This window comes from Rubrivivax sp. JA1026, assembly GCF_011065555.1.
Classification (GTDB): Bacteria; Pseudomonadota; Gammaproteobacteria; order Burkholderiales; family Burkholderiaceae_C; genus Rubrivivax; species Rubrivivax benzoatilyticus.
This window is the reverse complement of sequence record NZ_JAALCQ010000012.1, coordinates 13,419-38,448: the sequence shown is the minus strand read 5'-3', so window position 1 is coordinate 38,448 and position 25,030 is coordinate 13,419. Positions and strand designations below refer to the sequence as shown.

General features: G+C 71.1%; 19 protein-coding genes and 1 tRNA gene. 14 read left to right on the top strand and 6 right to left on the bottom strand.

The features are described from left to right. Positions 1-160 precede the first annotated feature (160 nt). A complete protein-coding gene (locus tag G5B56_RS18140) occupies positions 161-2,932 on the top strand; it encodes a TonB-dependent receptor (RefSeq protein ID WP_164964151.1) in 2,772 nt (923 codons plus the stop codon). 144 nt (positions 2,933-3,076) lie between these two features. Here G5B56_RS18140 and G5B56_RS18135 read toward each other — a convergent pair. The 3 genes from G5B56_RS18135 to G5B56_RS18125 all read right to left on the bottom strand — a co-directional run bounded on the left by G5B56_RS18135 (position 3,077) and on the right by G5B56_RS18125 (position 6,335). Further along, positions 3,077-3,153, bottom strand: a tRNA-Val gene (locus tag G5B56_RS18135). An 87-nt stretch (positions 3,154-3,240) separates the two neighbouring features. Further along, a complete protein-coding gene (locus tag G5B56_RS18130; RefSeq protein ID WP_164964150.1) occupies positions 3,241-5,475 on the bottom strand; it encodes a bifunctional (p)ppGpp synthetase/guanosine-3',5'-bis(diphosphate) 3'-pyrophosphohydrolase in 2,235 nt (744 codons plus the stop codon). Further along, positions 5,475-6,335 (bottom strand): alpha/beta fold hydrolase, encoded by an 861-nt coding sequence (locus G5B56_RS18125; protein ID WP_164964149.1) that lies wholly within the window; start codon positions 6,333-6,335, stop codon positions 5,475-5,477. The genes G5B56_RS18130 and G5B56_RS18125 overlap by 1 nt, the downstream gene beginning before the upstream one ends. Positions 6,336-6,413: 78 nt before the next feature. Between G5B56_RS18125 and G5B56_RS18120 the strand changes: the two genes are divergently transcribed. After that, positions 6,414-7,187 carry a 3-hydroxybutyrate dehydrogenase gene (locus G5B56_RS18120; RefSeq protein WP_164964148.1) on the top strand — a complete coding sequence of 258 codons (774 nt, stop codon included), beginning with the start codon at positions 6,414-6,416 and terminating at the stop codon, positions 7,185-7,187. 24 nt (positions 7,188-7,211) lie between these two features. Here G5B56_RS18120 and G5B56_RS18115 read toward each other — a convergent pair whose 3' ends face one another. Further along, positions 7,212-7,913 carry an SIMPL domain-containing protein gene (locus tag G5B56_RS18115; RefSeq protein ID WP_164964147.1) on the bottom strand — a complete coding sequence of 234 codons (702 nt, stop codon included), beginning with the start codon at positions 7,911-7,913 and terminating at the stop codon, positions 7,212-7,214. Between the two features lie 175 nt (positions 7,914-8,088). On the opposite strand from G5B56_RS18115, the gene ompR reads away from it, so the two are divergent. Both ompR and G5B56_RS18105 read left to right on the top strand, forming a co-directional pair. Next, positions 8,089-8,823, top strand: a complete 735-nt coding sequence (ompR, locus tag G5B56_RS18110; RefSeq protein ID WP_009855898.1) for a two-component system response regulator OmpR — start codon at positions 8,089-8,091, stop codon at positions 8,821-8,823. Positions 8,824-8,913: 90 nt separating this feature from the next. Next, positions 8,914-10,242 carry a sensor histidine kinase gene (locus tag G5B56_RS18105; protein ID WP_164964146.1) on the top strand — a complete coding sequence of 443 codons (1,329 nt, stop codon included), beginning with the start codon at positions 8,914-8,916 and terminating at the stop codon, positions 10,240-10,242. 13 nt (positions 10,243-10,255) lie between these two features. On the opposite strand, the gene ispF is transcribed toward G5B56_RS18105, so the two are convergent. Together ispF and ispD are read right to left on the bottom strand one after the other, a co-directional pair. Further along, a complete protein-coding gene (gene ispF, locus G5B56_RS18100) occupies positions 10,256-10,747 on the bottom strand; it encodes a 2-C-methyl-D-erythritol 2,4-cyclodiphosphate synthase (RefSeq protein ID WP_009855900.1) in 492 nt (163 codons plus the stop codon). Beyond that, a complete protein-coding gene (ispD, locus tag G5B56_RS18095; protein WP_164964145.1) occupies positions 10,744-11,433 on the bottom strand; it encodes a 2-C-methyl-D-erythritol 4-phosphate cytidylyltransferase in 690 nt (229 codons plus the stop codon). Before ispD ends, ispF begins: the two co-directional genes overlap by 4 nt. Positions 11,434-11,459: 26 nt before the next feature. Between ispD and mfd the strand changes: the two genes are divergently transcribed. The 10 genes from mfd (at position 11,460) to G5B56_RS18045 (ending at position 25,019) form a co-directional block, all read left to right on the top strand. Next, positions 11,460-14,897 carry a transcription-repair coupling factor gene (gene mfd / locus G5B56_RS18090; protein ID WP_164964144.1) on the top strand — a complete coding sequence of 1,146 codons (3,438 nt, stop codon included), beginning with the start codon at positions 11,460-11,462 and terminating at the stop codon, positions 14,895-14,897. 15 nt (positions 14,898-14,912) lie between these two features. Then, positions 14,913-15,626: a phosphoserine phosphatase SerB gene (gene serB, locus G5B56_RS18085; protein ID WP_009855903.1), complete on the top strand. Its 714-nt coding sequence runs from the start codon at positions 14,913-14,915 to the stop codon at positions 15,624-15,626. Positions 15,627-15,918: 292 nt separating this feature from the next. Next, a complete protein-coding gene (locus G5B56_RS18080) occupies positions 15,919-17,853 on the top strand; it encodes a methyl-accepting chemotaxis protein (protein ID WP_164964143.1) in 1,935 nt (644 codons plus the stop codon). Between the two features lie 34 nt (positions 17,854-17,887). After that, entirely contained in the window at positions 17,888-19,459 is a 1,572-nt protein-coding gene (locus G5B56_RS18075; RefSeq protein ID WP_009855905.1) for a chemotaxis protein CheW, read from the top strand. A 25-nt stretch (positions 19,460-19,484) separates the two neighbouring features. After that, positions 19,485-20,552, top strand: a complete 1,068-nt coding sequence (gene cheB / locus G5B56_RS18070; RefSeq protein WP_029718348.1) for a chemotaxis-specific protein-glutamate methyltransferase CheB — start codon at positions 19,485-19,487, stop codon at positions 20,550-20,552. A 10-nt stretch (positions 20,553-20,562) separates the two neighbouring features. After that, complete coding sequence (locus tag G5B56_RS18065) at positions 20,563-21,189, top strand: HEAT repeat domain-containing protein (RefSeq protein ID WP_029718347.1); 627 nt, start codon at positions 20,563-20,565, stop codon at positions 21,187-21,189. After that, positions 21,186-22,052, top strand: coding sequence for a protein-glutamate O-methyltransferase CheR (locus tag G5B56_RS18060; protein WP_009858266.1), 867 nt, complete (start codon positions 21,186-21,188; stop codon positions 22,050-22,052). Before G5B56_RS18065 ends, G5B56_RS18060 begins: the two co-directional genes overlap by 4 nt. Next, positions 22,049-22,486, top strand: a complete 438-nt coding sequence (locus tag G5B56_RS18055; RefSeq protein ID WP_164964142.1) for a response regulator — start codon at positions 22,049-22,051, stop codon at positions 22,484-22,486. Before G5B56_RS18060 ends, G5B56_RS18055 begins: the two co-directional genes overlap by 4 nt. Continuing rightward, positions 22,483-24,795, top strand: coding sequence for a chemotaxis protein CheA (locus G5B56_RS18050; protein ID WP_164964141.1), 2,313 nt, complete (start codon positions 22,483-22,485; stop codon positions 24,793-24,795). Before G5B56_RS18055 ends, G5B56_RS18050 begins: the two co-directional genes overlap by 4 nt. Next, positions 24,795-25,019: a hypothetical protein gene (locus tag G5B56_RS18045; RefSeq protein WP_009857444.1), complete on the top strand. Its 225-nt coding sequence runs from the start codon at positions 24,795-24,797 to the stop codon at positions 25,017-25,019. The genes G5B56_RS18050 and G5B56_RS18045 overlap by 1 nt, the downstream gene beginning before the upstream one ends. The last annotated feature ends 11 nt before the right edge of the window (positions 25,020-25,030 follow it).

The following is a 25,030-nucleotide window of genomic DNA, read 5'->3' as shown; positions in this document are numbered from 1 at the left end:
GCCCATTGTGGCGGCGCCGCCGCAGCCCGGATTGAGGCAGACCGGATGGAAGTTGCGCCGCGCTGTCATCCGTCGGGCCGTGTTTCCCGTTTGTGAATTCGCACCACAAAATCTGGGGTTTTGGACCCGAGGGTCCGCCCGCCAGCCACGAGGAACATCGATGAGCCGCGACCCGATGCGCCGCATCACCCCCATCGCCGCCGCCTGTGCGGCCCTGCTGGCGCTCGGCGCCGCGCCACGGGCCGCGACGGCCCAGGACTCGGCCACGGCGGCCTCGCGGCCGGTCGAACGCATCGAGGTCACCGGCTCGCGCATCAAGCGCACCGAGGACGAAGGCGCGCTGCCGGTGCAGGTGATCTCGCGCGAGGAGATCGTCAAGTCCGGCGTGACCACCGCCGCCGAGGTGCTGCGCAACCTCAGCGGCAACAGCGGCGGCCTGAGCGACGGCGGCAGCATCAACACCGGCGGCTACGACCAGAAGGGCTTCAACTCGGCCAACCTGCGCGGCATCGGCACGTCGTCGACGCTGGTGCTGCTCAACGGCCGGCGCATGGCCAACTTCGCGTCGCCGGGCGACGACGCCGGCGTCGACCTCAACAGCATCCCGGCCGCGGCGATCGAGCGTGTCGAGGTGCTGCTCGACGGCGCCTCGGCGATCTACGGCACCGACGCGATCTCCGGCGTCATCAACTTCGTCACCCGCAAGGACTACACCGGCGCGGAGGTCAACGTCTACGTCGGCGACACCCAGGAAGGCGGCGCCGGCAAGCGCACCGCGTCGGTGACGGCCGGCTACGGCACGCTGGCCGAGAACGGCTTCAACGTCTTCGGCGTCTTCGACGTGCAGCGCACCGACGCGCTGAGCACCTCGCAGCGCGGCTTCATCCAGGACCTGAAGATCGCCGAGCGGCTGCCGCATCTGCTGTCGGGCTACACGTCCCCGGCCAACCTCGACCTGAGCGACGAGCAGTTCGAGTACCTGCGCGACCAGGGCCTGCTGGTCGGCGGCGAACTGATCAACAGCCACCGCATCAACTTCTCGGCCCCGGGGTGCAACCCGCCAGCCAACCTGCATCTGCCCGGCGGCGTCGGCGGGGCGCAGGGCTGCACCTACGACTACATGCGCGACACCGAGCTGTACCCGAAGTCCGAGAAGCTGAGCTTCCTGGGCCGCGCGGTCACCGAACTCGGCGGCGGCCACGACCTGTTCGCCGAAGTCGCGCTGGCGCGCGCGAAGACCTGGTACGTCGGCTCGTCGCCGCGCCTGAACAAGTACTACATCGACTACAGCCAGGTCCCGGAACTCGCCGGCTTCACCGGGCTCGAGGCCATCGACCCGGACATCCGCCTGCGCCTGCGCCTGACCGACGCCGGCCGCCGCGCCAGCGAGCTGACCAGCACCAGCCAGCGTTACGTCGTCGGCATGAGCGGCAGCGTCGGCGACTGGGACTACGAGTGGGGCCTGAACCACAGCGTCAGCGAAGTCGCCGACCGCGACACCCACGGCTACCTGCTCTACGACAAGCTGATCGACGGCCTGGACAGCGGCCTCATCAACCCCTTTGCGCCCAACACCGCCGAGGCGCTGGCCTACATCGACAGCATCCAGATCAACGACGTCGTGCGGCGCGCGCGCGGCACGATGGACTCGCTGGACTTCAACGCCAGCCGCACGCTGGGCCGCCTGCCCGGCGGCGCGGCGAGCCTGGCGCTGGGTGGCGAGATCCGGCGCGAGAAGACGAGCTTCAACCCGTCGGCGCTGCTGATGAGCGACAACATCAACAACGACGACGCACCCGAAGGCGGCACGGCGACGAGCGACCAGCGCCGCGTCGCGGCCGTCTACGGCGAGCTGGCGCTGCCGGTGACGAAGAAGCTGGAACTGCAGCTCGCGGCGCGCTTCGACCATTACGAAGGCGTCGGCAACACCGCCAACCCCAAGGTCGGGCTGCGCTACCTCGCTTCGCCGGACCTGCTGCTGCGCGGCTCGTTCGGCACGGGCTTCCGCGCACCGTCGATGACCGACCTGCACCGTCCGACCCAGTACAGCAGCACCTCGACGCTGCCCGACCCGGTGGTCTGCGCGACGGCGGAGAACGGCTACGCCGAGTGCGCCGACAGCTGGGAGACGCGCCGCTACAGCAACCCCGACCTGAAGCCCGAGCGTTCGCGCCAGTTCTCGCTCGGCACGGTGTTCACGCCGCATCCGCTGTGGAGCGTGAGCCTGGACTACTGGAACATCCAGAAGCGCGACGTGATCAGCGAGATCGGCGACGACGTGATCCTCGGCAACCTCGACAAGTTCGAGCACCTCGTGCACCGCTACAACGAGGACGAGGGCCTGGCCGACTGCGACTACGACCCGGACGACCCCGAGATCTGCTACATCGAGCTGCGCAAGGAGAACCGCGGCCGGCAGAAGGCCTCGGGGCTGGACGTCGTCGTCGAGATGAAGGGGCTGAAGACCGCCGTCGGCGTGTTCGGCGCCCGGCTGTCGGGCACCTGGATGCTCGAGTCCAAGCAGCAGCCGAGCCCCGAGCTGGGCTACATCAGCAACCTCGGGCGTTTCGTCACCGACAGCGTCGTGCAGCGCTGGCGCCACCGGCTGAGCCTCGACTGGGAGCGCGGCGCGTGGAGCGCCAGCGTCGGCAACACCTACTACTCGAGCTACGACGACCAGAACTCGGCGATCGACACCGAGAACGGCAGCGTCGTCGCCAAGAACCGGGTCAAGGCCTACTCGCTGTGGGACCTGTCGGGGGCCTACGAGTTCTCGAAGGCGTTCACGTTGCGCGCCGGCGTGCAGAACGTGTTCGACACGCCGCCGCCGTTCTCGAACCAGGCCTACTACTTCATTTCGGGCTACGACCCGAGCTACACCGACCCGCGCGGGCGCTTCTTCTACGTCTCGGCGCGTTACCAGTTCCGTTGAACCCGGCCGCAGCACGCTGACGACGGGCCGGCCATGCCGGCCCGTTTCACGAGTGGACGGCCGGCTCGCATCGAACCGACAGCCGTTTCAGGCCGCCAAAAGCGAAAGAGCCCGGTAGATCACCGATCTACCGGGCTGTCCGTTTGGTAGGCGCGATTGGACTCGAACCAACGACCCCCACCATGTCAAGGTGGTGCTCTAACCAGCTGAGCTACGCGCCTGAAGAGCCTATGACTATATACGAGATCCGCGTTTTTGCAAATACCTGAGTGCTTTACCGGACCAAATTCAGGCCGCCTTGCCGGCGTTCAGCGACGCCGCGCGTGGCGCACGCCGGCGATGCCGACCAGATGCTTGAGCACCTGCGCGAGCCTTGCGGTGTCGGCGACCTCGATGGTGAAGGTCATCCACGCGGTGCCGCCACGCGCGTCCTTGACGCTTTGCGTGTGCACGCCGATGACGTTCATCTTCTCCTTGGCGAAGACCTCGGAGATGTCGCGCAGCAGGCCCTGGCGGTCGCTGGCCTCGATGATGACGTCCAGCGGGTAGACGCCGTCGCGTTCGCGCCCCCACTCGACCTCGATGACACGCCCCGGGTCCTTCTGCGCCATGTGGCGGAAGTTGCTGCAGTCGCGGCGGTGGATGGCCACGCCCTTGGCGCGCGTGACGAAGCCGCCGATGGTGTCGGGCGGCGCCGGCCGGCAGCAGCGCGCCAGCGTCGTCAGCAGCGAGTCGACACCGACGACCAGCACCCCGCCCTTGCCCTTGCCGCCCTCGTGGCGCGGGCGGCGCAGCGCGATGCCCTCGTCCTCCTCGGCCACCGCCGGCGCGGCCGGACGCAGGATCTGCTCGATGTTGCGCAGCGAGAACTCGTCCTTGCCGACGACCTCGAACAGCGCGTCGGCGGTCTTGAAGCCCAGCTGCTCGGCCAGCGTCTCGAGCTTGACCGCGGTCTTGCCTTCGCGCTGCAGCAGCTTCTCGACGAGCTCGCGGCCGCGCGCGATCGTCAGCCCCTGCGCCTGGGCGTTGAACCAGGCGCGCACCTTGGCCTTGGCGCGCGGGCTCTTCAGGTAGCCCAGCTCGGGGTTGAGCCAGTCCATCGACGGCCCGCCTTCCTTGGCGGCGACGATCTCGATCGTCTGCCCCGAGACCAGCGCCGTGTTCAGCGGCACCATGGCGCCGTCGACCCGCGCGCCGCGGCAGCGGTGGCCCAGGTCGGTGTGCAGCGCGTAGGCGAAGTCCACCGGCGTGCCGCCGACCGGCAGGTCGATGACGTTGACCTGCGGCGTGAAGACGTAGATGCGGTCGTCGAACACCGCCGAGGCGGTGGCGTCCTGCGTCGTCGCGAAGTCGCGCTCCCAGGCCAGCAGCTCGCGCAGCACGGCCTTGCGCGCCTCGGCCAGGCGCTCGTTGAAGTCGCCCGCGGCGCTGACGCCGGCGTAGCCGCGCACGCCGGCCTCCTTGTACATCCAGTGCGCGGCGACGCCGTGCTCGGCGTGCTCGTGCATCGCGCGGGTGCGGATCTGCACTTCCAGCGCGCGGCCGTCGTCGTCGAGCACGACGGTGTGCAGCGACTGGTAGCCGTTGGGCTTGGGCCGGGCGATGTAGTCGTCGTACTCGCCGTCGACGGCGCGGAAACACTCGTGCACACGCGACAGCGCGGCGTAGCAGCCGGCGACGTCGTCGACGATGACCCGCAGCGCGCTCAGGTCGAAGACACGCTCGATCGGCAGCCCCTTGCCGCGCATCTTCTTCCAGATGCTGTGCAGGTGCTTGGGACGGCCGTGGACCTCGGCGCGGATGCCGGCCTCGGCCAGGCGTTCGCGCATGCGGCGGCGCGCGCCTTCGATGCGCTGCTCGCGTTCGACTCGCTTCTCGTCGAGCAGGCGCGCGATGCGCTTGTACTCCTCGGGCTGCAGGAAGCGGAACGCCAGATCCTCCAGCTCCCACTTGATCTGCCAGATGCCCAGGCGGTTGGCCAGCGGCGCGAAGATCTGCTGCGTCTCCTCGGCCAGCTCCTGCGGGCACGGCACCCGCTCGGCGGCATACCAGCGCAGCGTCTGCAGCCGCGAGGCCAGGCGCAGCAGCACGACACGCAGGTCGTGCGAGAAGGCCAGCAGCATCTTGCGCACCTGCTCGGCCTGCTGCTGGCGCTGCGCCTCCAGCACCGAGGCGGCACGCGTCGCACGCTGGATCTGCACCAGCCGCCGGGTGTGCGTCACCAGGCTGGCGTAGGACTGGCCGAAGGCCTTGGCGACCATCTCCTCGGGATGCTGGAGGTAGTCGCCGGCGTAGACCAGATAAGCGGCGGCGCGCATCGACGGCGCCGCGCCGATGGCCTGCAGGATCGCGGCGACGCCGTCGGCGTGCACCAGCGCGGGCTCGCCGGTGTCGAGCAGGTGGCCGGCCAGCAGCGGCTCGGCAAAGGCGCGGGCGCGTTCGAGCGCGACGGCGCCGTCTTCGGCGACACCGGTTTCCCGCGCCGCCAGTTCGACGATCGCGGCCGCGTCGACGGCCGCTTCGGAAGGTTCGGCGGTTCTCATCAGGACAAGAGGAAATCGCGGACGACGGCGCGCTGCTCAGGCTGGACCAGCATCGGCGCATGGCCGACCCCGGCGAACTCGTGCAGTTGCGCACGCGGGCCGCGGCGCGTCATCGCCTCGGCGGTGGCGCGCGACAACAGATCGGACTCGGCGCCGCGCAGCAGCAGCGTCGGGCAGCGCAGGCCGTCCCAGGCGGCCCAGAGCGCGGCTTCGCCGGCGGCGGCGATCTCGGGCGTGATCGCCCGGAACGGCACGGCGATCGCCGGGTCGTAATGCGGGATCCAGCCGTCGCCGTCGGCGACGAGCTGCGGCCGGGTCAGCGCCAGCCATTGTTCAGGCGTGTGCGGGCCGAAACCCAGCGACACCTGACGGATCGCCTCGGCGGCGTCCTCGACGCTCGCCCAGCGCACCGGCTGGCCGAGATAGCCCTTGATGCGCTCCAGCGCCGCCGGCTCGATCGCCGGGCCGACGTCGTTGAGCACCAGGCGGCGCACCGGCGAGCCGGCCAGGCTGGCCACACCCAGACCGATCAGCCCGCCCATCGAGGTGCCGACCCAGTCGACCGTGTCGACGTCCAGCCGCGCGAGCAGCGTGACGACGTCGGCGACGTACTGCGGCACCGTGTAGCCGGCGGGGTCGGCGAGCCGGTCGCTGCGGCCGCGGCCGACGATGTCGGGGCAGACCACGCGCAGCTGCGGCGAAAGATCCTGCGCCAGCGTGTCGAAGTCGCGCCCCTGGCGCGACAGCCCGTGCACGCAGACCACCGCATGGCGCGCCGTCGGATCGCCCCATTCCCAGTACGCCATGCGGTGCAGGCCTCGGGCATCGAGGCAGGACACGTCGTTCAGGCGGGGGTTCATGGGGGGCGACGAGGATGGAAGGCGCGGGAATCGATCCCGATAATCGTCCGATCGTAGCAACCGGCAAGGGGACGGCACATGCTCCAGGGAAAGACGGCGCTGGTGACGGGCTCGACGAGCGGCATCGGCCTCGGCATGGCGGTGGCGCTGGCCCAGCAGGGTGCGAAGCTGATGCTCAACGGGTTCGGCGACGTCGACGCCGCGCTGCAGACGGTGCGCGCCGCCGGTTCCGGCGAGGTCGCCCACCACGGCGCCGACATGCGCCGGCCCGACGAGATCGAGGACCTGGTGCACCAGTGCGAACGCCAGTTCGGCGGCCCCGACATCGTCGTCAACAACGCCGGCATCCAGCACGTCGCGCTGGTCGAGGATTTCCCGGCCGAACGCTGGGACGCGATCATCGCGATCAATCTCAGCTCGGCCTTCCACACGATGCGTGTCGCGCTGCCCGGCATGAAACACCGCGGCTGGGGGCGCGTCATCAACGTCGCCTCGGTGCACGGGCTCGTGGCCTCGGCCGGCAAGAGCGCCTACGTCGCCGCCAAACACGGCATCGTCGGCCTGACGCGCGCCGCGGCGCTGGAATGCGCACGCAGCGGCGTCACCGTCAACGCGATCTGCCCCGGCTGGGTGCTGACGCCGCTGGTGCAAAAGCAGATCGACGCCCGCGCCGCCGCCCACGGACTGTCCAACGACGAGGCCGAGCGTCAGTTGCTGGCCGAGAAGGAGCCGTCGCTGCGCTTCACGACGCCCGAGCAGCTGGCGGCGCTGGCGCTGTTCCTGTGCTCGCCGGCCGGCGACAACGTGCTCGGCGCGGCCTGGAACATGGACGGCGGCTGGACGGCGCAGTAGGCGCCGCCCGCCGGACCCCGTCGGCTACTTGGCCGACATCTGCACGCTGCCCGAGACGCTGACCGTGACGCTGGCCTTGCCGGCTTCGACCGGCAGCGCCTCGTCGGCCATCGCGGCACGCGCCTTCATCGCCATCGGGAACACGCCCGACGGCGGTTCGCTCGCCGACACCGAGACCTCGCGGATGCCCCAGCCGCCGAAGCCGAACTGGCGGCTGATCGTGTCGGCCTTGGCGCGGAACCGCGTGATCGCCTCGGCCGACAGCTCGGCCTCGGCCTTCTCGCGCGCCTCGCGCGACAGCGAGTAGCCCACGCGCGAGATCGTCATCGTCTGCACCCGGCCGGTGAGCTGGGCGATGCCGGCGACGTCGCGGCCTTCGGCCACCAGCTCGGCGCTGCCCTGCCAGCCGTTGGCCACGCCCTTGTTCGAATAACGCGGGTACAGCGAGAAGCCGCCGGTGTGCAGCTCGATCTGGCCCGGCTTGGCCACCTTGCGGGCCTCGGCCAGCGCGGCGTCCAGCGCCTGCTTCAGCTGCGACTGCACGGTCTGCGCGTCAGGGCCTTCGCGCGAGGTCGAGAACGTCACCGACAGCATGTCGCGCGGCACCTCGGCGGTGGCACTGGCCGACAGGCTGACGACGTTCTGCGGCGGCGGCAAGGTCTGCGCCTGGGCCGCGGCAACCGCGGCGAAAGCGGCCAGCACGAAGGCCTTTCGGACGAAGGGCATGTCAACGTTTCCTTTCAGAGGCAAGGGTTGCACACGTGTTCTCCTGGGCAAAACGCAGCGGAGGGCACGATGGCACCGCGGACACGCCGCAAGACTTGTAACAACAGGTCAGCAAACGCCGGGACGCCCGGAAATCGGCCCGCACAATGCCGCTGTTACAAGTTTGGAGTCGGTGATGAACACCCCCGCCAATACCCGTCCCGACCGCATCGTGGTCGTCGACGATGATGCCCGCATCCGCGACCTGCTGCGTCGCTACCTGTCGCAGGAAGGTTTCGAGGTCCTGCTGGCCGAGGACGCCAAGGCGCTGAACCGCGTGCTGACGCGCGACACGGTCGACCTGATCGTGCTCGACCTGATGCTGCCGGGCGAGGACGGCCTGTCGATCTGCCGCCGCCTGCGTGCGGCCAACGACATCACGCCGATCATCATGCTCACCGCCAAGGTCGAGGACGTCGACCGCATCGTCGGCCTGGAAGTCGGCGCCGACGACTACCTGCCCAAGCCCTTCAACCCGCGCGAGCTGCTGGCGCGCATCCACGCGGTGCTGCGCCGCCGCCCGGCCCCGGAAGCGCCGGGTGCGCCGTCGAAGGAGCCGCAGGTCGTCAACTTCGGGCCGTTCGAGTTCGACCTGTCGCTGCGCCGCCTGTCCAAGAACGGCGAGCAGATCGCGCTGACCACAGGCGAGTTCTCGATGCTGAAGGCGCTGGTGCGCCACCCGCGCCAGCCGCTGTCGCGCGACAAGCTGGCGCAGCTGGCGCGCGGCCGCGAGTTCGAGCCCTTCGACCGCAGCCTGGACGTGCAGATCTCGCGCCTGCGCAAGATGCTCGAGCCCGACCCGGCGCAGCCGCGCTACATCCAGACCGTCTGGGGCGTCGGCTACGTCTTCGTGCCGGACGGCGCAAGCTGACGCGCCGGCGCGACAGGCGCGCGCGCCGCGACGGCGCCGCACGCATCACGCCGCCCCCCGGCCGCATCCTGAACGGCATCATCGCGGCCGATGGCACGTAAGACGATCGCCCTGAGCCTCTTCTGGCGCACCTTTTGCCTGCTGGCCCTGCTGCTGGCCGGCGGGGTCTTCGCCTGGGTGCAGACGCTGCGCGCGCTCGAGTTCGAGCCGCGTGCGGTCGAGTCCGCGCAGCAGATCGCCGGTCTCGTGAACCTGTCGCGCGCGGCGCTGCAGCAGGCCGACGGCATCAACCGCGTCGCGCTGGTGAAGTCGCTCGGGCAGCAGGGCGCGGTGCGCGTCACGCCGCGCGAGCCGGGCGACCGCTGGGAAGGTTTCGAGGTCGACCGCTTCACGCGCCGCGTCGCACGCGAGCTGCGCGCGACGCTCGGTGAGGATGCGATCGTCGCGCGCAGCGTCAACGCCACCTCGGGCATGTGGGTCGGGTTCTCGATCGACGGCGACGCCTACTGGCTGCAGATCGACGACAACCACACCAGCCCGCTGACCCGCAGCACCTGGTTCGTCTGGATCGGCATCGCGCTGCTGGCGACGCTGCTCGGCTCGGTGGCAATCGCGCGGCTGATCAACCGGCCGCTGAAGCAGCTGTCGTTCGCGGCCAGCCGCATCCGCGAAGGCGACCTCGACTCGCGCCTGGACGAGAACACGCTGACCAGCGAGATCCGCGAGGTCAACCGCGGCTTCAACCGCATGGCACGCGAACTCGCGCGCGTCGAGGAAGACCGTGCGGTGATGCTCGCCGGCATCAGCCACGACCTGCGCACGCCGCTGGCGCGGCTGCGGCTGGAGACGGAGATGAGCGTCTCCGACGACGAGGCCAAGCGCAACATGGCGCTGGACATCGACCAGCTCGACGCGATCATCGACAAGTTCATGGACTACGCGCGCCCGGGCGACACCGAGATGCGCCCGGTGCACGTCTCGCAGCTGATCGACCGCGAGGCCGCCGGTTTCCGCGACCCGGCGCAGATCCGCATCCACTCGCGCGTCGCGATCGACCTGAAGGTGCTGGCCGATGAGACCGAACTCGGCCGCGTCTTCTCCAACCTGTTCGAGAACGCACGCCGCTACGGCCGCGGCACCGACACCGGCGTCGCCGAGGTCACGGTCTCCTACGCGCGCACCGGGCCGTGGGTCGTGCTGACGGTGCGCGACAACGGCCCCGGCGTGCCGCCCGAGAAGCTGTCGCAGCTGACGACACCGTTCTTCCGCGGCGACGCCGCACGCACCGCCGCCACCGGCGCCGGCCTGGGGCTGGCGATCGTCGACAAGGCGATGCAGCGCATGGGCGGCAGCCTGGAGCTGGCCAACGCCGCTGACGGCGGGCTGATGGCGCACCTGCGGCTGCGCCGGGCGCCGTAACGCCGCGGCCGCCTCAGCCGGCGCGGTACAGCAGGCAGGCGGCTCGCGTCTCGATCGACCGACCCTCGCCGACCGGCCCGAGCTTCTCGGCCGTCTTGGCCTTGACGTTGACGCGCTCGACGCCGACGGCCAGCAGCTCGGCGATGCGCGTGCGCATCGCGGCGATGTGCGGCGCCATCTTCGGCGCCTGGGCGACGATGGTCGAGTCGACGTTGACGATCTCCCAGCCGGCAGCGCGCACGCGGCGCGCGCACTCGGCCAGCAGCACGCCCGAGTCGGCGCCCTTGAACTCGGCCGCGGTGTCGGGGAAGTGGCGGCCGATGTCGCCCAGCGCCGCGGCGCCGAACAGCGCGTCGGTGATGGCGTGCAGCAGCGCGTCGGCGTCGCTGTGGCCGAGCAGGCCGTGGCTGTGCGGGATCGTGATGCCGCCCAAGATCAGCGGGCGGCCGGCGACGAGCTGGTGGGTGTCCCAGCCCTCGCCGATGCGGAGGTCCAGAGGGTTCATCGGGTCTGCAGCAGGCGCGCGGCGAGCGCGAAATCGGCCGGCCAGGTCACCTTGAGGTTTTCGAGATCGCCGGGCACGAGGCGCGGCGCCAGGCCCAGCGCCTCGACGGCGCTGGATTCGTCGGTGACCTGATCACCGGCTTCGGCCAGCGCCCGCGCCAGCAGGCCGATGCGGAACATCTGCGGCGTCTGCGCGGCCCATTTGCCGGCGCGCGGCACGGTGTCGGCGACACGCCCGGCCTCCTCGGCTTTCAGCGTGTCGGCCAGCGGCAGCGCCAGCAGCCCGCCGACCGGGTCGGCCAGGCAGGCGTCGATGAGGCGGTCGACCCATTCGGGCCGCAGCAGGCAGCGGGCGGCGTCGTGCACCAGCACCCAGTCGTCGTCGCGGGCGCCCAGTTCACGCAGCACCGGCAGGCCGTTGGCGACGCTCTCGGCGCGCGTGGCGCCGCCGCAGCGTGCCAGCCAGCCTTGCCAGTCCGGCACCGCGGCTTCGAACTGCGCATCGTCGGGCGACAGCACAACCAGCGTGCCCGCCAGCCGCGGCACCGCGGCCAGCGCCGCCAGCGTGTGCGCGACCACCGGCCGGCCGGCCAGCGGCGCGTATTGTTTGGGGCCGCCGGCGCCGGCCCGCAGGCCGACACCGGCGCACGGGACCAGGGCAAAACAGCGGGTCGGCGGCACAGTCATGCAGCGATTCTAGAATCGCGCCTCCCATGCAGATCCCGAACATCGCCCCGGGCAAGCGCTACACGCTGCCGCGCCCGGTCGGTTCGGCCGACGCGCTGCTGCTCGCCCGGCTGGGCGCGGCACGCCAGGCCGAGCAGCGCCTGCTGGCCGTCGTCACGGCCGACCCCGCCGACACCACCCGTCTCGCCGAAGAGCTGAAGTTCTTCGAGCCCGGCCTGCGTGTCGCCGTCTTCCCCGACTGGGAGACGCTGCCCTACGACACCTTCAGTCCGCACCAGGACCTGATCTCCGAGCGCCTGGCGACGCTGTGGCGCGTGCAGCAGGGGGAGGTCGACGTCGTGCTGATGCCGGCCACCACCGCGCTGGTGCGGCTGGCGCCGCCGTCGTTCATGGCGGGGTACACGTTCCACTTCAAGCAGAAGGCGCGGCTGGACGAGGCCAAGCTGAAGTCGCAGCTGACGCTGGCCGGCTACCAGCACGTCAGCCAGGTCGTGTCGCCCGGCGAGTACGCCGTGCGCGGCGGCCTGATCGACCTGTACCCGATGGGCTCGCCGGTGCCCTACCGCGTCGACCTGTTCGGCGACGAGGTCGACTCGATCCGCACTTTCGACCCCGACAGCCAGAGGAGCCTCTACCCGGTGCCCGAGGTCCGGCTGTTGCCCGGGCGCGAGTTCCCGATGGACGAGGCGGCGCGCACCGCGTTCCGCGCCCGCTGGCGCGAGAAGCTGGACGGCGACCCGACACGCTCGCGCATCTACAAGGACATCGCGCAAGGCATCGCCACCGGCGGCATCGAGTACTACCTGCCGCTGTTCTTCGACGAGATCGCCAGCATCTTCGACTACCTCGGCGAGACCGCGGCGGTGGCGCTGCACGGCGAGGTCGACCAGGCGCTGGAGCGTTTCTGGACCGACACGCGCGAGCGCCACCGTTTCCTGCAGCACGACCCCGAGCGGCCGCTGCTGCCGCCCGAAGCGATCTTCCTGCGCCCCGACGAGTTCTTCGCCCGCACCCAGCCGCACGCCACGCTGGCGCTGCGCGGCAACGAGCCCGTCGACTGGGCGCGTCCGCTGCCCGACCTGGCTGTCGACCGTGGCGCCCAGGAGCCGCTCGCCGGGCTGGAACGCCATCTCAAGACGACCCCGCACCGCGTGCTGCTGGCCGCCGAGAGCGAAGGCCGGCGCGAGAGCCTGCTGGAGCTGCTGCGCGACCACCGCATCGCGCTGCCCTCGGTCGCCGACCTGGCCGAGTTCCTGGCCGGCGAGGAGCGTTTCGCGATCGTCGCCGCGCCGCTGGCCCAGGGCTTCCACTGGCATGAGCCGGACGCCGGCGTGTCGGTGCAGTTCGTCACCGAGACCGAGCTCTTCGCCACCGCGCCGCAGGCCCGCCGCCGGCGCAAGCAGGAGCAGACGAGCAACGTCGACGCGCTGATCAAGGACCTGTCGGAACTGAAGCTCGGCGACCCCGTGGTGCACATGAACCACGGCATCGGCCGCTACAAGGGCCTGGTCAACATCGACACCGGCGAAGGCCCCAGCGAGTTCCTGCACCTGGAATACGCCGACAAGGCGACGCTGTACGTGCCGGTGGCGCAGCTGCACCTGATCAGCCGCTACACCGGCGTCAGCGCCGACGAGGCGCCGCTGCACAAGCTGGGCTCGGGCCAGTGGGACAAGGCGCGCCGCAAGGCCGCCGAGCAGGTGCGCGACACCGCCGCCGAGCTGCTGAACCTCTACGCCCGCCGCGCCGCGCGCGAGGGCTACGCCCACCGCTACAGCCCGGCCGACTACGAGGCCTTCGCCGCCAGCTTCGGTTTCGAGGAGACGCCCGACCAGCGCGCGGCGATCCACGCCGTCATCCAGGACCTCGTCAGCCCGCGGCCGATGGACCGCCTGGTCTGCGGCGACGTCGGCTTCGGCAAGACCGAGGTCGCGCTGCGTGCGGCCTTCGTCTCGGTGATCGGCGGCAAGCAGGTGGCGCTCTTGGCGCCGACGACGCTGCTGGCCGAGCAGCACTACCAGACGCTGGTCGACCGCTTCGGCAAGTGGCCGGTGAAGATCGCCGAGCTGTCGCGCTTCCGCTCGGCCAAGGAAGTGAAGGCGGCGCTCGAAGGCCTGGCCGACGGCACGGTGGACATCGTCGTCGGCACGCACAAGCTGCTCAGCCAGGACGTCAGGTACAAGCGCCTGGGCCTGTTGATCATCGACGAGGAGCACCGCTTCGGCGTGCGCCACAAGGAGGCGATCAAGGCGATGCGCGCCGAGGTCGACGTGCTGACGCTGACCGCGACGCCGATCCCGCGCACCCTGGGCATGGCGCTCGAAGGCCTGCGAGACCTGTCGGTCATCGCCACCGCGCCGCAGCGCCGGCTGGCGATCAAGACCTTCGTGCGCAGCGAGAACAACTCGACGATCCGCGAAGCCGTGCTGCGTGAGCTCAAGCGCGGCGGCCAGGTCTACTTCCTGCACAACGACGTCGAGTCGATCCAGGCGCGGCGCCAGAAGCTCGAGGAGCTGCTGCCCGAGGCGCGCATCGGCGTCGCCCACGGCCAGATGCCCGAGCGCGAGCTGGAACACGTGATGCGCGACTTCGTCGCCCAGCGCCACAACATCCTGCTGTGCTCGACGATCATCGAGACCGGCATCGACGTGCCGACGGCCAACACCATCGTCATCAGCCGCGCCGACAAGTTCGGCCTGGCGCAGCTGCACCAGCTGCGCGGGCGTGTCGGCCGCAGCCACCACCAGGCCTACGCCTACCTGCTGGTGCCCGACGTCGAGGCGCTGACCAAGCAGGCGGCGCAGCGGCTGGAGGCGATCCAGCAGATGGAGGAGCTGGGCAGCGGCTTCTACCTCGCGATGCACGACCTGGAGATCCGCGGCGCCGGCGAGGTGCTGGGCGAGAACCAGAGCGGCAACATGATGGAAGTCGGCTTCCAGCTCTACAACGACATGCTGTCGGAAGCCGTGCGCTCGCTGAAGGCCGGCAAGGAGCCCGACCTGCTGTCGCCGCTGTCGGCGACCACCGAGATCAACCTGCACGCCCCGGCGCTGCTGCCCGACGCCTACTGCGGCGACGTGCAGACCCGGCTCAACCTCTACAAGCGCCTGGCCACGGCCGAGAAGGCCGAGCAGATCGACACCTTGCTCGAGGAGATCACCGACCGCTTCGGCAAGCTGCCGGCGCAGGGCCAGACGCTGTTCGACACCCACCGCCTGCGCGTGCTGGCGCGGCCCTACGGCGTGCAGAAGATCGACGCCGGGCCGAAGGTGATGAACATCGTCTTCCGCCCCAACCCGCCGATCGAGCCGCTGCGCATCATCGAGCTGGTGCAGAAGAACCGCGCGATCAAGCTCGCCGGCAACGACAAGCTGCGCATCGACCGCGAGATCGCCGGCGCCCAGGACCGCGCCCAGTACGTGCGCGACGTGCTGCGTGCGCTCGGCCAGCCGCGCCCCGCCTGAGAACCCGAGATCCCCATGGACGCCATCGAACACGCCCCCGGCCTGCACATCCGCGGCTTCCAGCCGCCGCTGCGCCTCTGCGACTACCGGCTGGTGGCCTTCGACATGGACTCGACGCTGATCAACATCGAGTGCGTCGACGAGATCGCACGCGCCGCCGGGCGCTACGACGAGGTCGCGGCGATCACCGAGGCGGCGATGCGCGGCGAGATCGCCGACTACAAGGAAAGCCTGCGCCGGCGCATGGCGCTGCTGGCCGGCGTGCCCGAGACGGCGCTGCACCAGGTCGCCGAGCAGCGGCTGCAGCTCAACCCCGGCGTCGAGGCCTTCGTCGCCGCCTGCCAGGCCGCGGGGCTGAAGACGATGCTGGTCTCCGGCGGCTTCACGTTCTTCAGCGAACGTGTGCGCCAGCGCCTGAAGCTGGACTTCGCGCGGGCCAACACGCTGGGCATCGCGCACGGCAAGCTCACCGGCACGCTGCTGCAGCGGCCCTGGGGCGACATCGTCGACGGCGCCGAGAAGCGCCGCGTGCTGCTCGAGGTGGCCGAGCTGATGGGCATCGAGCCCTCGCAGGTGATCGCCGTCGGCGACGGCGCCAACGACCTGCCGATGATGGCCGCCGCCGGCCTGTCGATCGCCTACCACCCGAAGCCCGCCGTCGCCGCCGAGGCGATGATCGCCATCACCTCCGGCGGCCTCGACCGCGCGCTGGACGTGCTGCGGGGGTGATCGGACGGCTCGCACCGGCAAGGTGCTCGCCGCCCACATCACACCCATAATTTTCTCAATTTGAGTGCATTAGTGAACGACTCAGCGGCTTGAGTCAGGCTTTGACACGGCCAGGGAATATCATTTCTAACAGTTGATGCCGATATAGGCAGGCACTGTTGATATCCCTGATGCCACGAAGCCGGCGGTTCCCGCAGACATCGCGACGTCACCCGACCGCCTCCCCGATGGGAGGATCGCCCGTACGGGCCAACCCGACGAGCCGAAGCGCCGTCGCCCGGAGAGACCGACCATGTCCCTGGTGGTGAAGAACCGTGAAGCCGCTGCCATCGCGCGCAGCACCCCTGCCCCCGTCGCGGCCAAGGGCCTGACGCGCAACATGACGCGCGAAGCCGAGGCCAACCGCAAGCGTGCCCGCACGCTGGCCAAGCAGCAGCAGGCTTCCGAGCGCGTCGCCAGCGCCACCACCCAGCTGTCGGCCGGCATCAACGAGGCCGCCTCGGCGGCCGAGGAACTCAAGCGCGCCGCCGACCAGATCGCCGCCGGCGCCGAGGAGGCCTCCGGCGCGGCGCAGGAATCGCTGGCCGCGGTGACGCAGGTCGCCGGCGCGATCACGCGCCAGCTCGGCGCCGCCGATGCCGCCAAGACCAAGGCCGAAGGCATGCAGCAGCGCGCCGGCCAGATCGCGCTGGAGGTGCAGGCCACGATCACCAACGTCGGCATCGCCGCCAAGCGCCAGGGCGAGAGCGTCAGGATGGTGGCCGAGCTCGAGCGCCAGGCGGCGAGCATCGGCGACATCGTCAAGGCCGTGGCGCGCATCGCCGACCAGACCAACCTGCTGGCGCTCAACGCCGCCATCGAGGCGGCGCGCGCCGGCCAGCACGGCAAGGGCTTCGCCGTCGTCGCCGACGAGGTGCGCACGCTGGCCGAGACCAGCGAGAAGAGCGCCAAGCAGATCCAGGACCTCGTCGCCCAGATCCAGGGCGAGGTGAAGACCATCGCCGGCGGCATCAACGACGCCGCCGACACCATCCAGGGCGAAGCCGCCAAGGGCGAGATCATCCTGCGGCAGATCGACCAGATCCGCCAGGACGCGGCGCAGATCGTCGCCGGGGCCACCGAGATCGCCGGCGCCGCGGCGCAGGCCAACATCGCCTCGCAGGAGGCGATGAAGGGCAGCGAGCAGATCGCCGCCGCCGCCGCCGAGCAGAGCTCGGCCAGCGAGGAAGCGGCCAAGACGGTCGAGGAACAGAGCGCCGCGCTGGCCGAGTGCGAGCAGACCGCGCAGGCCCTGTCCGACCTTGCCGACGACCTGAAGAACAGCACCGACATCGCCAAGAGCGCCGAGGAAGTGGCCTCGTCGGCCGAGGAGCTGTCCAGCGCCGTGCAGGAGATCAACCGCTCGGCGGCGCAGATCATGACCGCGCTCGACCAGATCCGCCGCGGCGCGCAGCAGCAGGCCGCTGCCGCCGCGCAGTCGGCCGCCGCCGTCAACCAGATCGAAATGGGCGCGCAGCTCGCCGAGCAGCGCGCCAGCGTCGGGCGCGACCGCGCGACCGCGATCCGCAGCCTGATGGGCGAGAACAAGTCGCACATCGACAGCCTGGTGTCGGCCATCTCCACCGGCGTCGAATCCACGCGCAGCAGCGCGCTGCAGATCAAGGAGCTGGAGCTCGTCAGCCGGCGCATCGACAAGATCGTCGACGCGATCACCCAGGTCAGCATCCAGACCAACATGCTGGCCGTCAACGGCAGCATCGAAGCCGCGCGTGCCGGCGAGTACGGCAAGGGCTTCGTCGTCGTCGCCACCGACATCCGCAACCTGGCGCACGACTCGGCCGAGAACGCCGACCGCATCAAGGACCTGGTCAAGGGCATCCAGGACCAGATCGGCCTGGTCGGCCGCGACCTCGGCGAGATCATGAGCTCGGCGCAGGCCGAGGTCGAGAAGGCGCGTTCGGTGACCGGCAACCTGCTGGCAATGGAGGGCGAGATCGCCGTCGTCGAGCAGGGCAACATCGACGCGCTGGCGACGTCGCAGGAGATCGCGGCGGCGCTGGCGCAGATCAAGGTCGGTGTCGACCAGGTCTCGGCGGCGGCGGCGCAGGCCGAGAAGGCCTCCGAGCAGGCCGCGGCCGCGGCCAAGCAGCAGGCCCAGGGCGCCGAGGAGCTGAGCGCCGCGATCGAGGAGATCGCCTCGCTGGCCGACGAACTGCAGAGCAACTGAGCGCACACCCCCAACCCCGAGAGGAGGTGTGCCCGTGAGCACGACCCCGACCCAAGAAGACGGCGCGGGCGGCGCGGCGCAGGACAACCAGTTCGTCACCTTCGCGGTGGCCGACGAGATGTTCGCGGTGCCGATGGCCCCGGTGCAGGAAATCATCCGCGTGCCCGAGGTCGCCCGGCTGCCGCTGGCGCCGGCGGCGCTGGACGGCCTGGCCAACCTGCGCGGCCGCGTGCTGCCGATCCTGAACCTGAGGCGCATGTTCGGCACCCGCGAACGCGAGAGCGACGACGCGACCCGCGCGCTCGTCATCCAGCTCGGCACGCCGCTGGGTTTCGTCGTCGATCGTGTCGCCAGCGTGATCAGCGTCGACCCCGGCGCGGTCGAGCCGGTGCGCGCCATCCAGAGCGTGGTCCAGACCGACTACCTGACCGGCGTCATCAACCGCCCGGCCGCCGACGGCGGGCGCGAGCTGCTGCTGGTGCTGGACTTCCAGCGCATGGTCGACGAGCAGTTCGGCCCGTCGGCCGCGCGCGGCTCGACCAACGGCACGGAAGCCAGCGCCGACGTGGCCGAGGCCCCCGACGGCGGCGCTGTCACCGACGAGCTGCGGCTGGTCAGCTTCACCGTCTGCGGCCAGGAATACGCGATCGACATCGCCGACGTGCAGGAGATCGTGCAGGTGCCGGCCGGCATCACCGCGGTGCCCAACACGCCGCACCACGTGCTGGGCCTGATCTCGCTGCGCCAGCGGCTGCTGCCGCTGGTCAGCCTGCGCAGCCTGTTCGGCCTGGCGGCGCAGGAACTCGACGAGCACCACCGCATCGTCGTCGTCGCCCTGCCCGGCGGCGGCCAGGTCGGCCTCGTGACCGACACGGTGAAGGAGGTGCTGTCGGTGCCGCGCACCCAGGCCGACGCGATGCCCGGCGTGCTGGCGCGCGACAGCGCGCTGCAGGAGTTCGAGCGCATCTGCCGCCTCGACGACGGCAAGCGGCTGGTGTCGATCATCGCCACCGACCGGCTGCTCGGGCTGCAGGCCATCCAGGACGCCGCGGACTTCGCCCGCGGCGAGCACAGCGAACGCGAGACGACGATGGACGAGACCACCAGCCGCAGCGACGACGACGTGCAGGTCGTCATCTTCCGCCTCGGCGCCGAGGAGTTCGGCGTGCCGATCATGAGCGTGCAGGAGATCGTGCGCGTGCCCGAGGCGCTGACGCGCGTGCCCAAGACACCGGCCTTCGTCGAGGGCGTCATCAACCTGCGCGGCACGGTGCTGCCGGTCATCGACCAGCGCACGCGCCTGGGCATGGCGACGCTGGAGCGCAACGACCGCCAGCGCATCATGGTCTACACGCTGGGCGCCCAGCGCACCGGCTTCATCGTCGACAGCGTTGCCGAGGTGCTGCGCATCGGCCGCCAGGCGATCGCGCCGGCGCCCCGGCTCAGCGACGAGCAGGGCCGGCTGATCACGCAGGTCGCGCGGCTCGACGGCGACAAGCGCCTGGTGATGCTGATCGACCCCGAGCAGCTGCTGGGCCGCGCCGAGTCGGCCGCCGTCGGCCGCATGCTCGACAGCGACCCCGCTCCGCTGCCGAAGGCGGCCTGAGCATGGCGATGCGCGGAGCGCGAACATGAGCCGGGTGCTGGTCGTCGACGACTCGGCGCTGATGCGCCGGCTGCTGACCGGCGTGCTGTCCGAAGCCGGCCACGAGGTCCAGACGGCGCCCAACGGCGCCGAGGGCCTGCAGCGCCTGCTCGACTGGCAGCCCGACGTCGTCACGCTGGACATCAACATGCCCGAGATGGACGGGCTGACCTCGCTGTCGCTGATGATGCAGGCGCGGCCGACGCCGGTGGTCATGGTGTCCTCGCTGACCGAGAAGGGCGCGCAGGCGACCTTCGAGGCGCTGGCACTGGGCGCGCTGGACTTCATCACCAAGCCCGGCGGCACGATCTCGCTGAGCCTGGAGGACATCCGCGTGCAGCTGCTGGACAAGGTGCGCACGGCGGCACGTTCGCGGCTGCGCCCGGCGCGCACGCCGTCGCCCTCGCCGCGCCCGGCGACCGCCGTGCGGCCGCGCGCCGCGCCGGCGCTGCCGGCCCCGGCCGCCGCCGCGCCCGACGGCCTGGTCATCGTCGGCGTCTCCACCGGCGGCCCGCGCACGCTGGAGGACATCCTGCCGACGCTGCCGGCCGACTTCCCCTGGCCGGTGCTGGTCGCCCAGCACATGCCCGAGAACTTCACCGGCACCTTCGCCCGGCGCATGGACAGCCTGTGCCGGCTGCAGGTGCGTGAATGCGGCGCCACGATGCCGATCGAGCGTGGCCACGTCTACATCGGCCGCGGCGGCGCCGACATGGTGGTCTGCGAACGGCTGGGCCGGCTGGCGGTGCAGCCGCGGCCGGAAAGCCCGGCGCATCCGTGGCACCCGTCGGTGGACGTGCTCGTGGACAGCGCGATGAAGCTGGTGCCCGCCGAACGCCTGGTCGGCGTGCAGCTCACCGGCATGGGCGACGACGGTGCACGGGCGATGACGCGGCTGAAGCAGCAGGGCGGACGCACGGTCGCCGAGTCGGAAGAAACCGCGGTGGTCTTCGGCATGCCGGCCGAACTGATCGCCCAGGGGGGTGCCTCGCTGGTGCTGCCGGCCCCCGAGATCGGCCGCCAGCTGCTGCTGTGGGCTCGCGCCCGAGGCTGAAAGGACGACGATGGGATTGAGAAGGACCGACGCCCCCGCGCCGCTGCGCGAGGTGGTGGAACGCGAGTTCCCGCGCGACCTGCCGGGCCTGCTGTCGCAGCTTCGCAGCGCCGACGCCGAACGCCGGCGCTGGGCCGCGCGCGACCTCGCCGTGCACCCACAGGCGGTGCCGGCACTGGGCGAGGCGCTGAGCCACGAGGACGATGCCGGCGTGCGCTACGCGCTGTTCACCAGCCTCACGGCCCTGGCGGACGCCGCTTCGGTGGACGTGTTGCTGCCGCTGCTGCGCACCGAGGACGCCGGCCTGCGCAACGGCGCGATCGAGGCCCTGGCCGAGATGCCGCAGGCCGTCTCGCCGCGCGTCGAGGCGCTGCTGCACGACGCCGACCCGGACGTGCGCATCTTCGCCGTCAACCTGCTGGCCGAGCTGCGTCACCCCCGGGTGCCCGACTGGCTGGCCCAGGTGCTCGCCGAGGACCCGCAGGTCAACGTCGTGGCCGCGGCGATCGACGCGCTGGCCGAGGCCGGCTCGCCGCAGCACGTGCCGGCGCTGCGCGCCGCGGCGGCCCGCTTCGCCGCCGATCCCTTCGTCGGTTTCGCCGCGCAGATGGCGATCGAGCGCATCGAGGCCGCATGAGAACCGCCGCCGCGTCGCGCGTGCAGATCACCGATGCGGACTTCCTGAAGTTCCGCGACTTCTTCTATCGCAAGACCGGCATCCACTTCGACGAGAACAAGCGCTACTTCGTCGACAAGCGGCTGGTCGAGCGCATCGCGGCCACCGGCGCGGAGGACTTCCGCAGCTACTTCATCGGCCTGCGCTTCGAGGCCGGCGGCAGCGAGCTGCAGCACCTGGTCAACGCGATGACGGTCAACGAGACCTACTTCTTCCGCGAGGCCTACCAGTTCGACTGCCTGGTCAACGACATGCTCGCCGAGGTCGTCAGGCGCAAGAAGCCGGGCAGCCGGATCCGCATCTGGTCGATCCCGTCGTCGACCGGCGAGGAGCCGTACTCGATCGCGATCTACCTGCTCGAACGCTGGGCGCAGATCGACGACTACGAGGTCGAGATCCTGAGCTCGGACATCGACACCCAGGTGCTGGCCGCGGCGCAGCGCGGCGTCTACTCGCCGCGCTCGGTGTCGCAGCTGCCTCGTCCCTACCTCGACAAGTACTTCAAGCGCCACGGCGAGTACGAGTGGGCGATCTCGGAAGACCTCGTCGCCGCGGTCGACTTCAGCCGCGTCAACCTGTCGGAGCCGGCGGACACGCGGCGCTTCCGCGACATCGACGTCGTCTTCTGCCGCAACCTGCTCATCTACTTCGACGACCTGTCGCGCCGCGTCGCCGCCGAGGCGATGTACGACGCGCTCGCGCCCGGCGGCTTCGTCTGCCTGGGGCACTCGGAGTCGATGAGCCGCATCACCTCGCTGTTCGGCGTGCGCCGCTTCAAGGACGCGATGGTCTACCAGAAACCCCTCGCCGGAGACTCCGCATGAAGCCGCAGATCCTGGTCGTCGACGACGCCGCCACCGTGCGCATGTACCACCGCAAGATGCTGGGCGACGCGGGCTGGCGGGTCGAGGAGGCCGTCAACGGTGTCGAGGCCCTCGAGAAGGTCATCGCGCAGCCCGCCGACGCGCCTTTCGACCTCTACGTCGTCGACATCAACATGCCCAAGATGGACGGCTACAGCTTCGTGCGCGAGCTGCGCCGCCTGGGCCAGGTGCCGCAGGCGCCGGTGCTGATGGTCAGCACCGAGGCCCAGGCGCAGGACGCCACCGCGGCCCACGACGCCGGCGCCAACTGCTACCTCGTCAAACCGGCCAAACCGACCGAGCTCGTGCTGACGGTCGCCCTGATGCTGGGCGACCTGGCCGCAGCCACGCGTGCGGCCACGGCGCACGTGCAACCCCAGGGAGCGAGGGCATGAGCCTGAACGCCAGCGAACTTCTGGACCAGTTCATCGTCGAGGCGCGTGAATGCCTCGAGCAGATCGGCCAGCGCCTGCTCGACGTCGAGCGCAACCCCGGCGACGCCGAGCTGCTCAACGACCTGTTCCGCCAGGTGCACACGCTGAAGGGCAACTGCGGGCTGTTCGACTTCAAGCCGCTGGAGACGGTGGTGCACGCCGGCGAGGACCTGCTCGACCGCGTGCGCCACGGCAGCCTGGCCTACGACCCGACGATCGCCGACGCGCTGCTCGAGGCGATGGACTACACCGCCGAACTGGTGGACGCGATCGCCGCCGAAGGCCGCCTGCCCGACGGCGCGACCGAACGTGCCGGCCGTCACGCGGCCGAGCTGCGCCGCCACCTGGCCCCCGCTGCAGCCGCCGCTGCCGCCGCAGCACCGCCGACCGCGCCTGCGACGCCCGGCCCGGCCGCCGCGGCCGCCCCGGCGCCGGCCTGGCTGGCGCGCCTGGCGCCGGCGGTGCTCGCCGCCGGCGGCACCGCGCTGCGCTACGCGCCCGAGCCCGAGTGCTTCTTCAAGGGCGAGGACCCGTGGCGCATGGCGCAGGCCACGCCCGGCCTGCGCCACCTGCAGGTCGGCACCCAGGGACCCTGGGGCGAAGGTGAAGCCTTCGACTGCTACCGCTGCAACCTCGAGCTGCTGCTCGTCAGCGACGCGCCGCCCGCGTACCTGGAGGAGCACTTTCGCTACGTGCCCGAGCAGGTGCAGCTGCACGGGCTCGCCGCCCCGGCCGCCGAGCCCGCGTCCGACGCGGCCGGCGAGCTGATCGTGCACACCGCGGCCCACGTCTGGGAGCAGCAGCGCCAGCTGCTGGCACGCCCGGGCGTCGCCGCGGCCGCCGTGACCGCCGCGCGCACCACCTTCGCCGGACTGCTGGCCTGCCTGCCGCCCGGCGCCGGCACGGCCGCCGCGCGCGAGCAGCTGCTGGCCCTGCCGGCCGGAGCCGCGCCGCTGGCGGCCTGGGCGCTGCAGCACCGCCCCGCCCCGGCTGCCGGTCTCGACGGCACGCCAGCGGCCGAGCCCGGCGAAACGGTCGCGGCGGCCGCGGGCCGCCGTGCCGCCGGTCCGCTCGCGGCCGCCGGCGAGGACGCCGGCCAGAAGGTGCTGAAGGTCTCGCAGGACAAGATCGACCGGCTGATGGACCTCATCGGCGAGATGGTCGTCGCCAAGAACGCCCTGCCCTACCTCGCGCAGCGTGCCGAGGAGGTGTTCCAGCAGCGCGAGCTGGCACGCGAGATCAAGACCCAATACTCGGTCATCAACCGCATCGCCGAGGACATGCAGCACGCCGTCCTGCAGGTGCGCATGCTGCCGGTGGGCACGATCTTCCAGCGCTTCGGCCGCCTGGTGCGCGACATCAGCAAGAAGCTCGGCAAGGACGTGCAGCTGGTCGTCGAGGGCGAGGACACCGAGGCCGACAAGAACGTCATCGAGAGCCTGGCCGACCCGCTGATCCACATCCTGCGCAACAGCCTGGACCACGGCCTCGAGCTGCCGGCCGCACGCCTGGCCGCCGGCAAGCCGGCCCAGGGCACGCTGCGCGTGGCCGCGCGCCAGGAAGGCGACCGCGTGCTGCTGGACATCAGCGACGACGGCGCCGGCATCGACACCGAGCGCGTGCGCGCCAAGGCCGTCGAACGCGGGCTGATCCCCGCCGACCGCGCCGACTCGCTGAGCGAGCACGAAGCGGCGCAGCTCGTGTTCCTGCCCGGCTTCAGCACCGCCGACACGATCTCCGACCTGTCCGGGCGCGGCGTCGGCATGGACGTCGTGCGCTCGGCCGTCGAGCGCATCAACGGCAGCGTCACGCTGTCCAGCGAACGCGGCCGCGGCACGACGATCCGCCTGGCGCTGCCGCTGTCGATGGCGGTGACCAACGTGATGATGATCGAGGTCGGCGGCCGGCGTTTCGGCGTGCCGATGGACCTGATCGTCGAGACCGTGCGCGTGCCGGCCGACCACATCCACCACTTCAAGCGCGCGCAGACCGCGGTGCTGCGCGGGCGCATCGTGCCGCTGCGGCCGCTGCACGAGCTGCTGGCGCTGGACGAGGCGCCGCGGCTGAACGCCGAGGACGAGCACGCGGTGCTCGTCGTGCGCCTGGGCGGCGAGCCGATCGGCCTCGTCGTCGACGACTTCCACGGCACCAGCGACATCATCCTCAAGCCCCTCGAAGGCGTGCTCGCCGGCATCACCGGCTTCGCCGGCACGGCGCTGATGGGCGATGGCAGCGTGCTGATGATCCTCAACCCGAAGGAGCTGATCTGATGGCCATCCGCTACCTGAAGACCCACGCGGTGCTCGAAGGCCACGTCGGCGCCGAGGACGCCGAGGCGCTGGTGGCCTGGATCCGCCGGCGCAAGGCGCCGGCCGTGCACCTGGGCGACTGCGAGCACCTGCACGCTGCCGTGCTGCAGGTGCTGCTGGCGCTGCGGCCGGCGGTCAAGGTGCCGCCGCGCGAACGCTGGCTGGCCGCGGCGCTCGGCGTCTGAAGGCCGGGCTG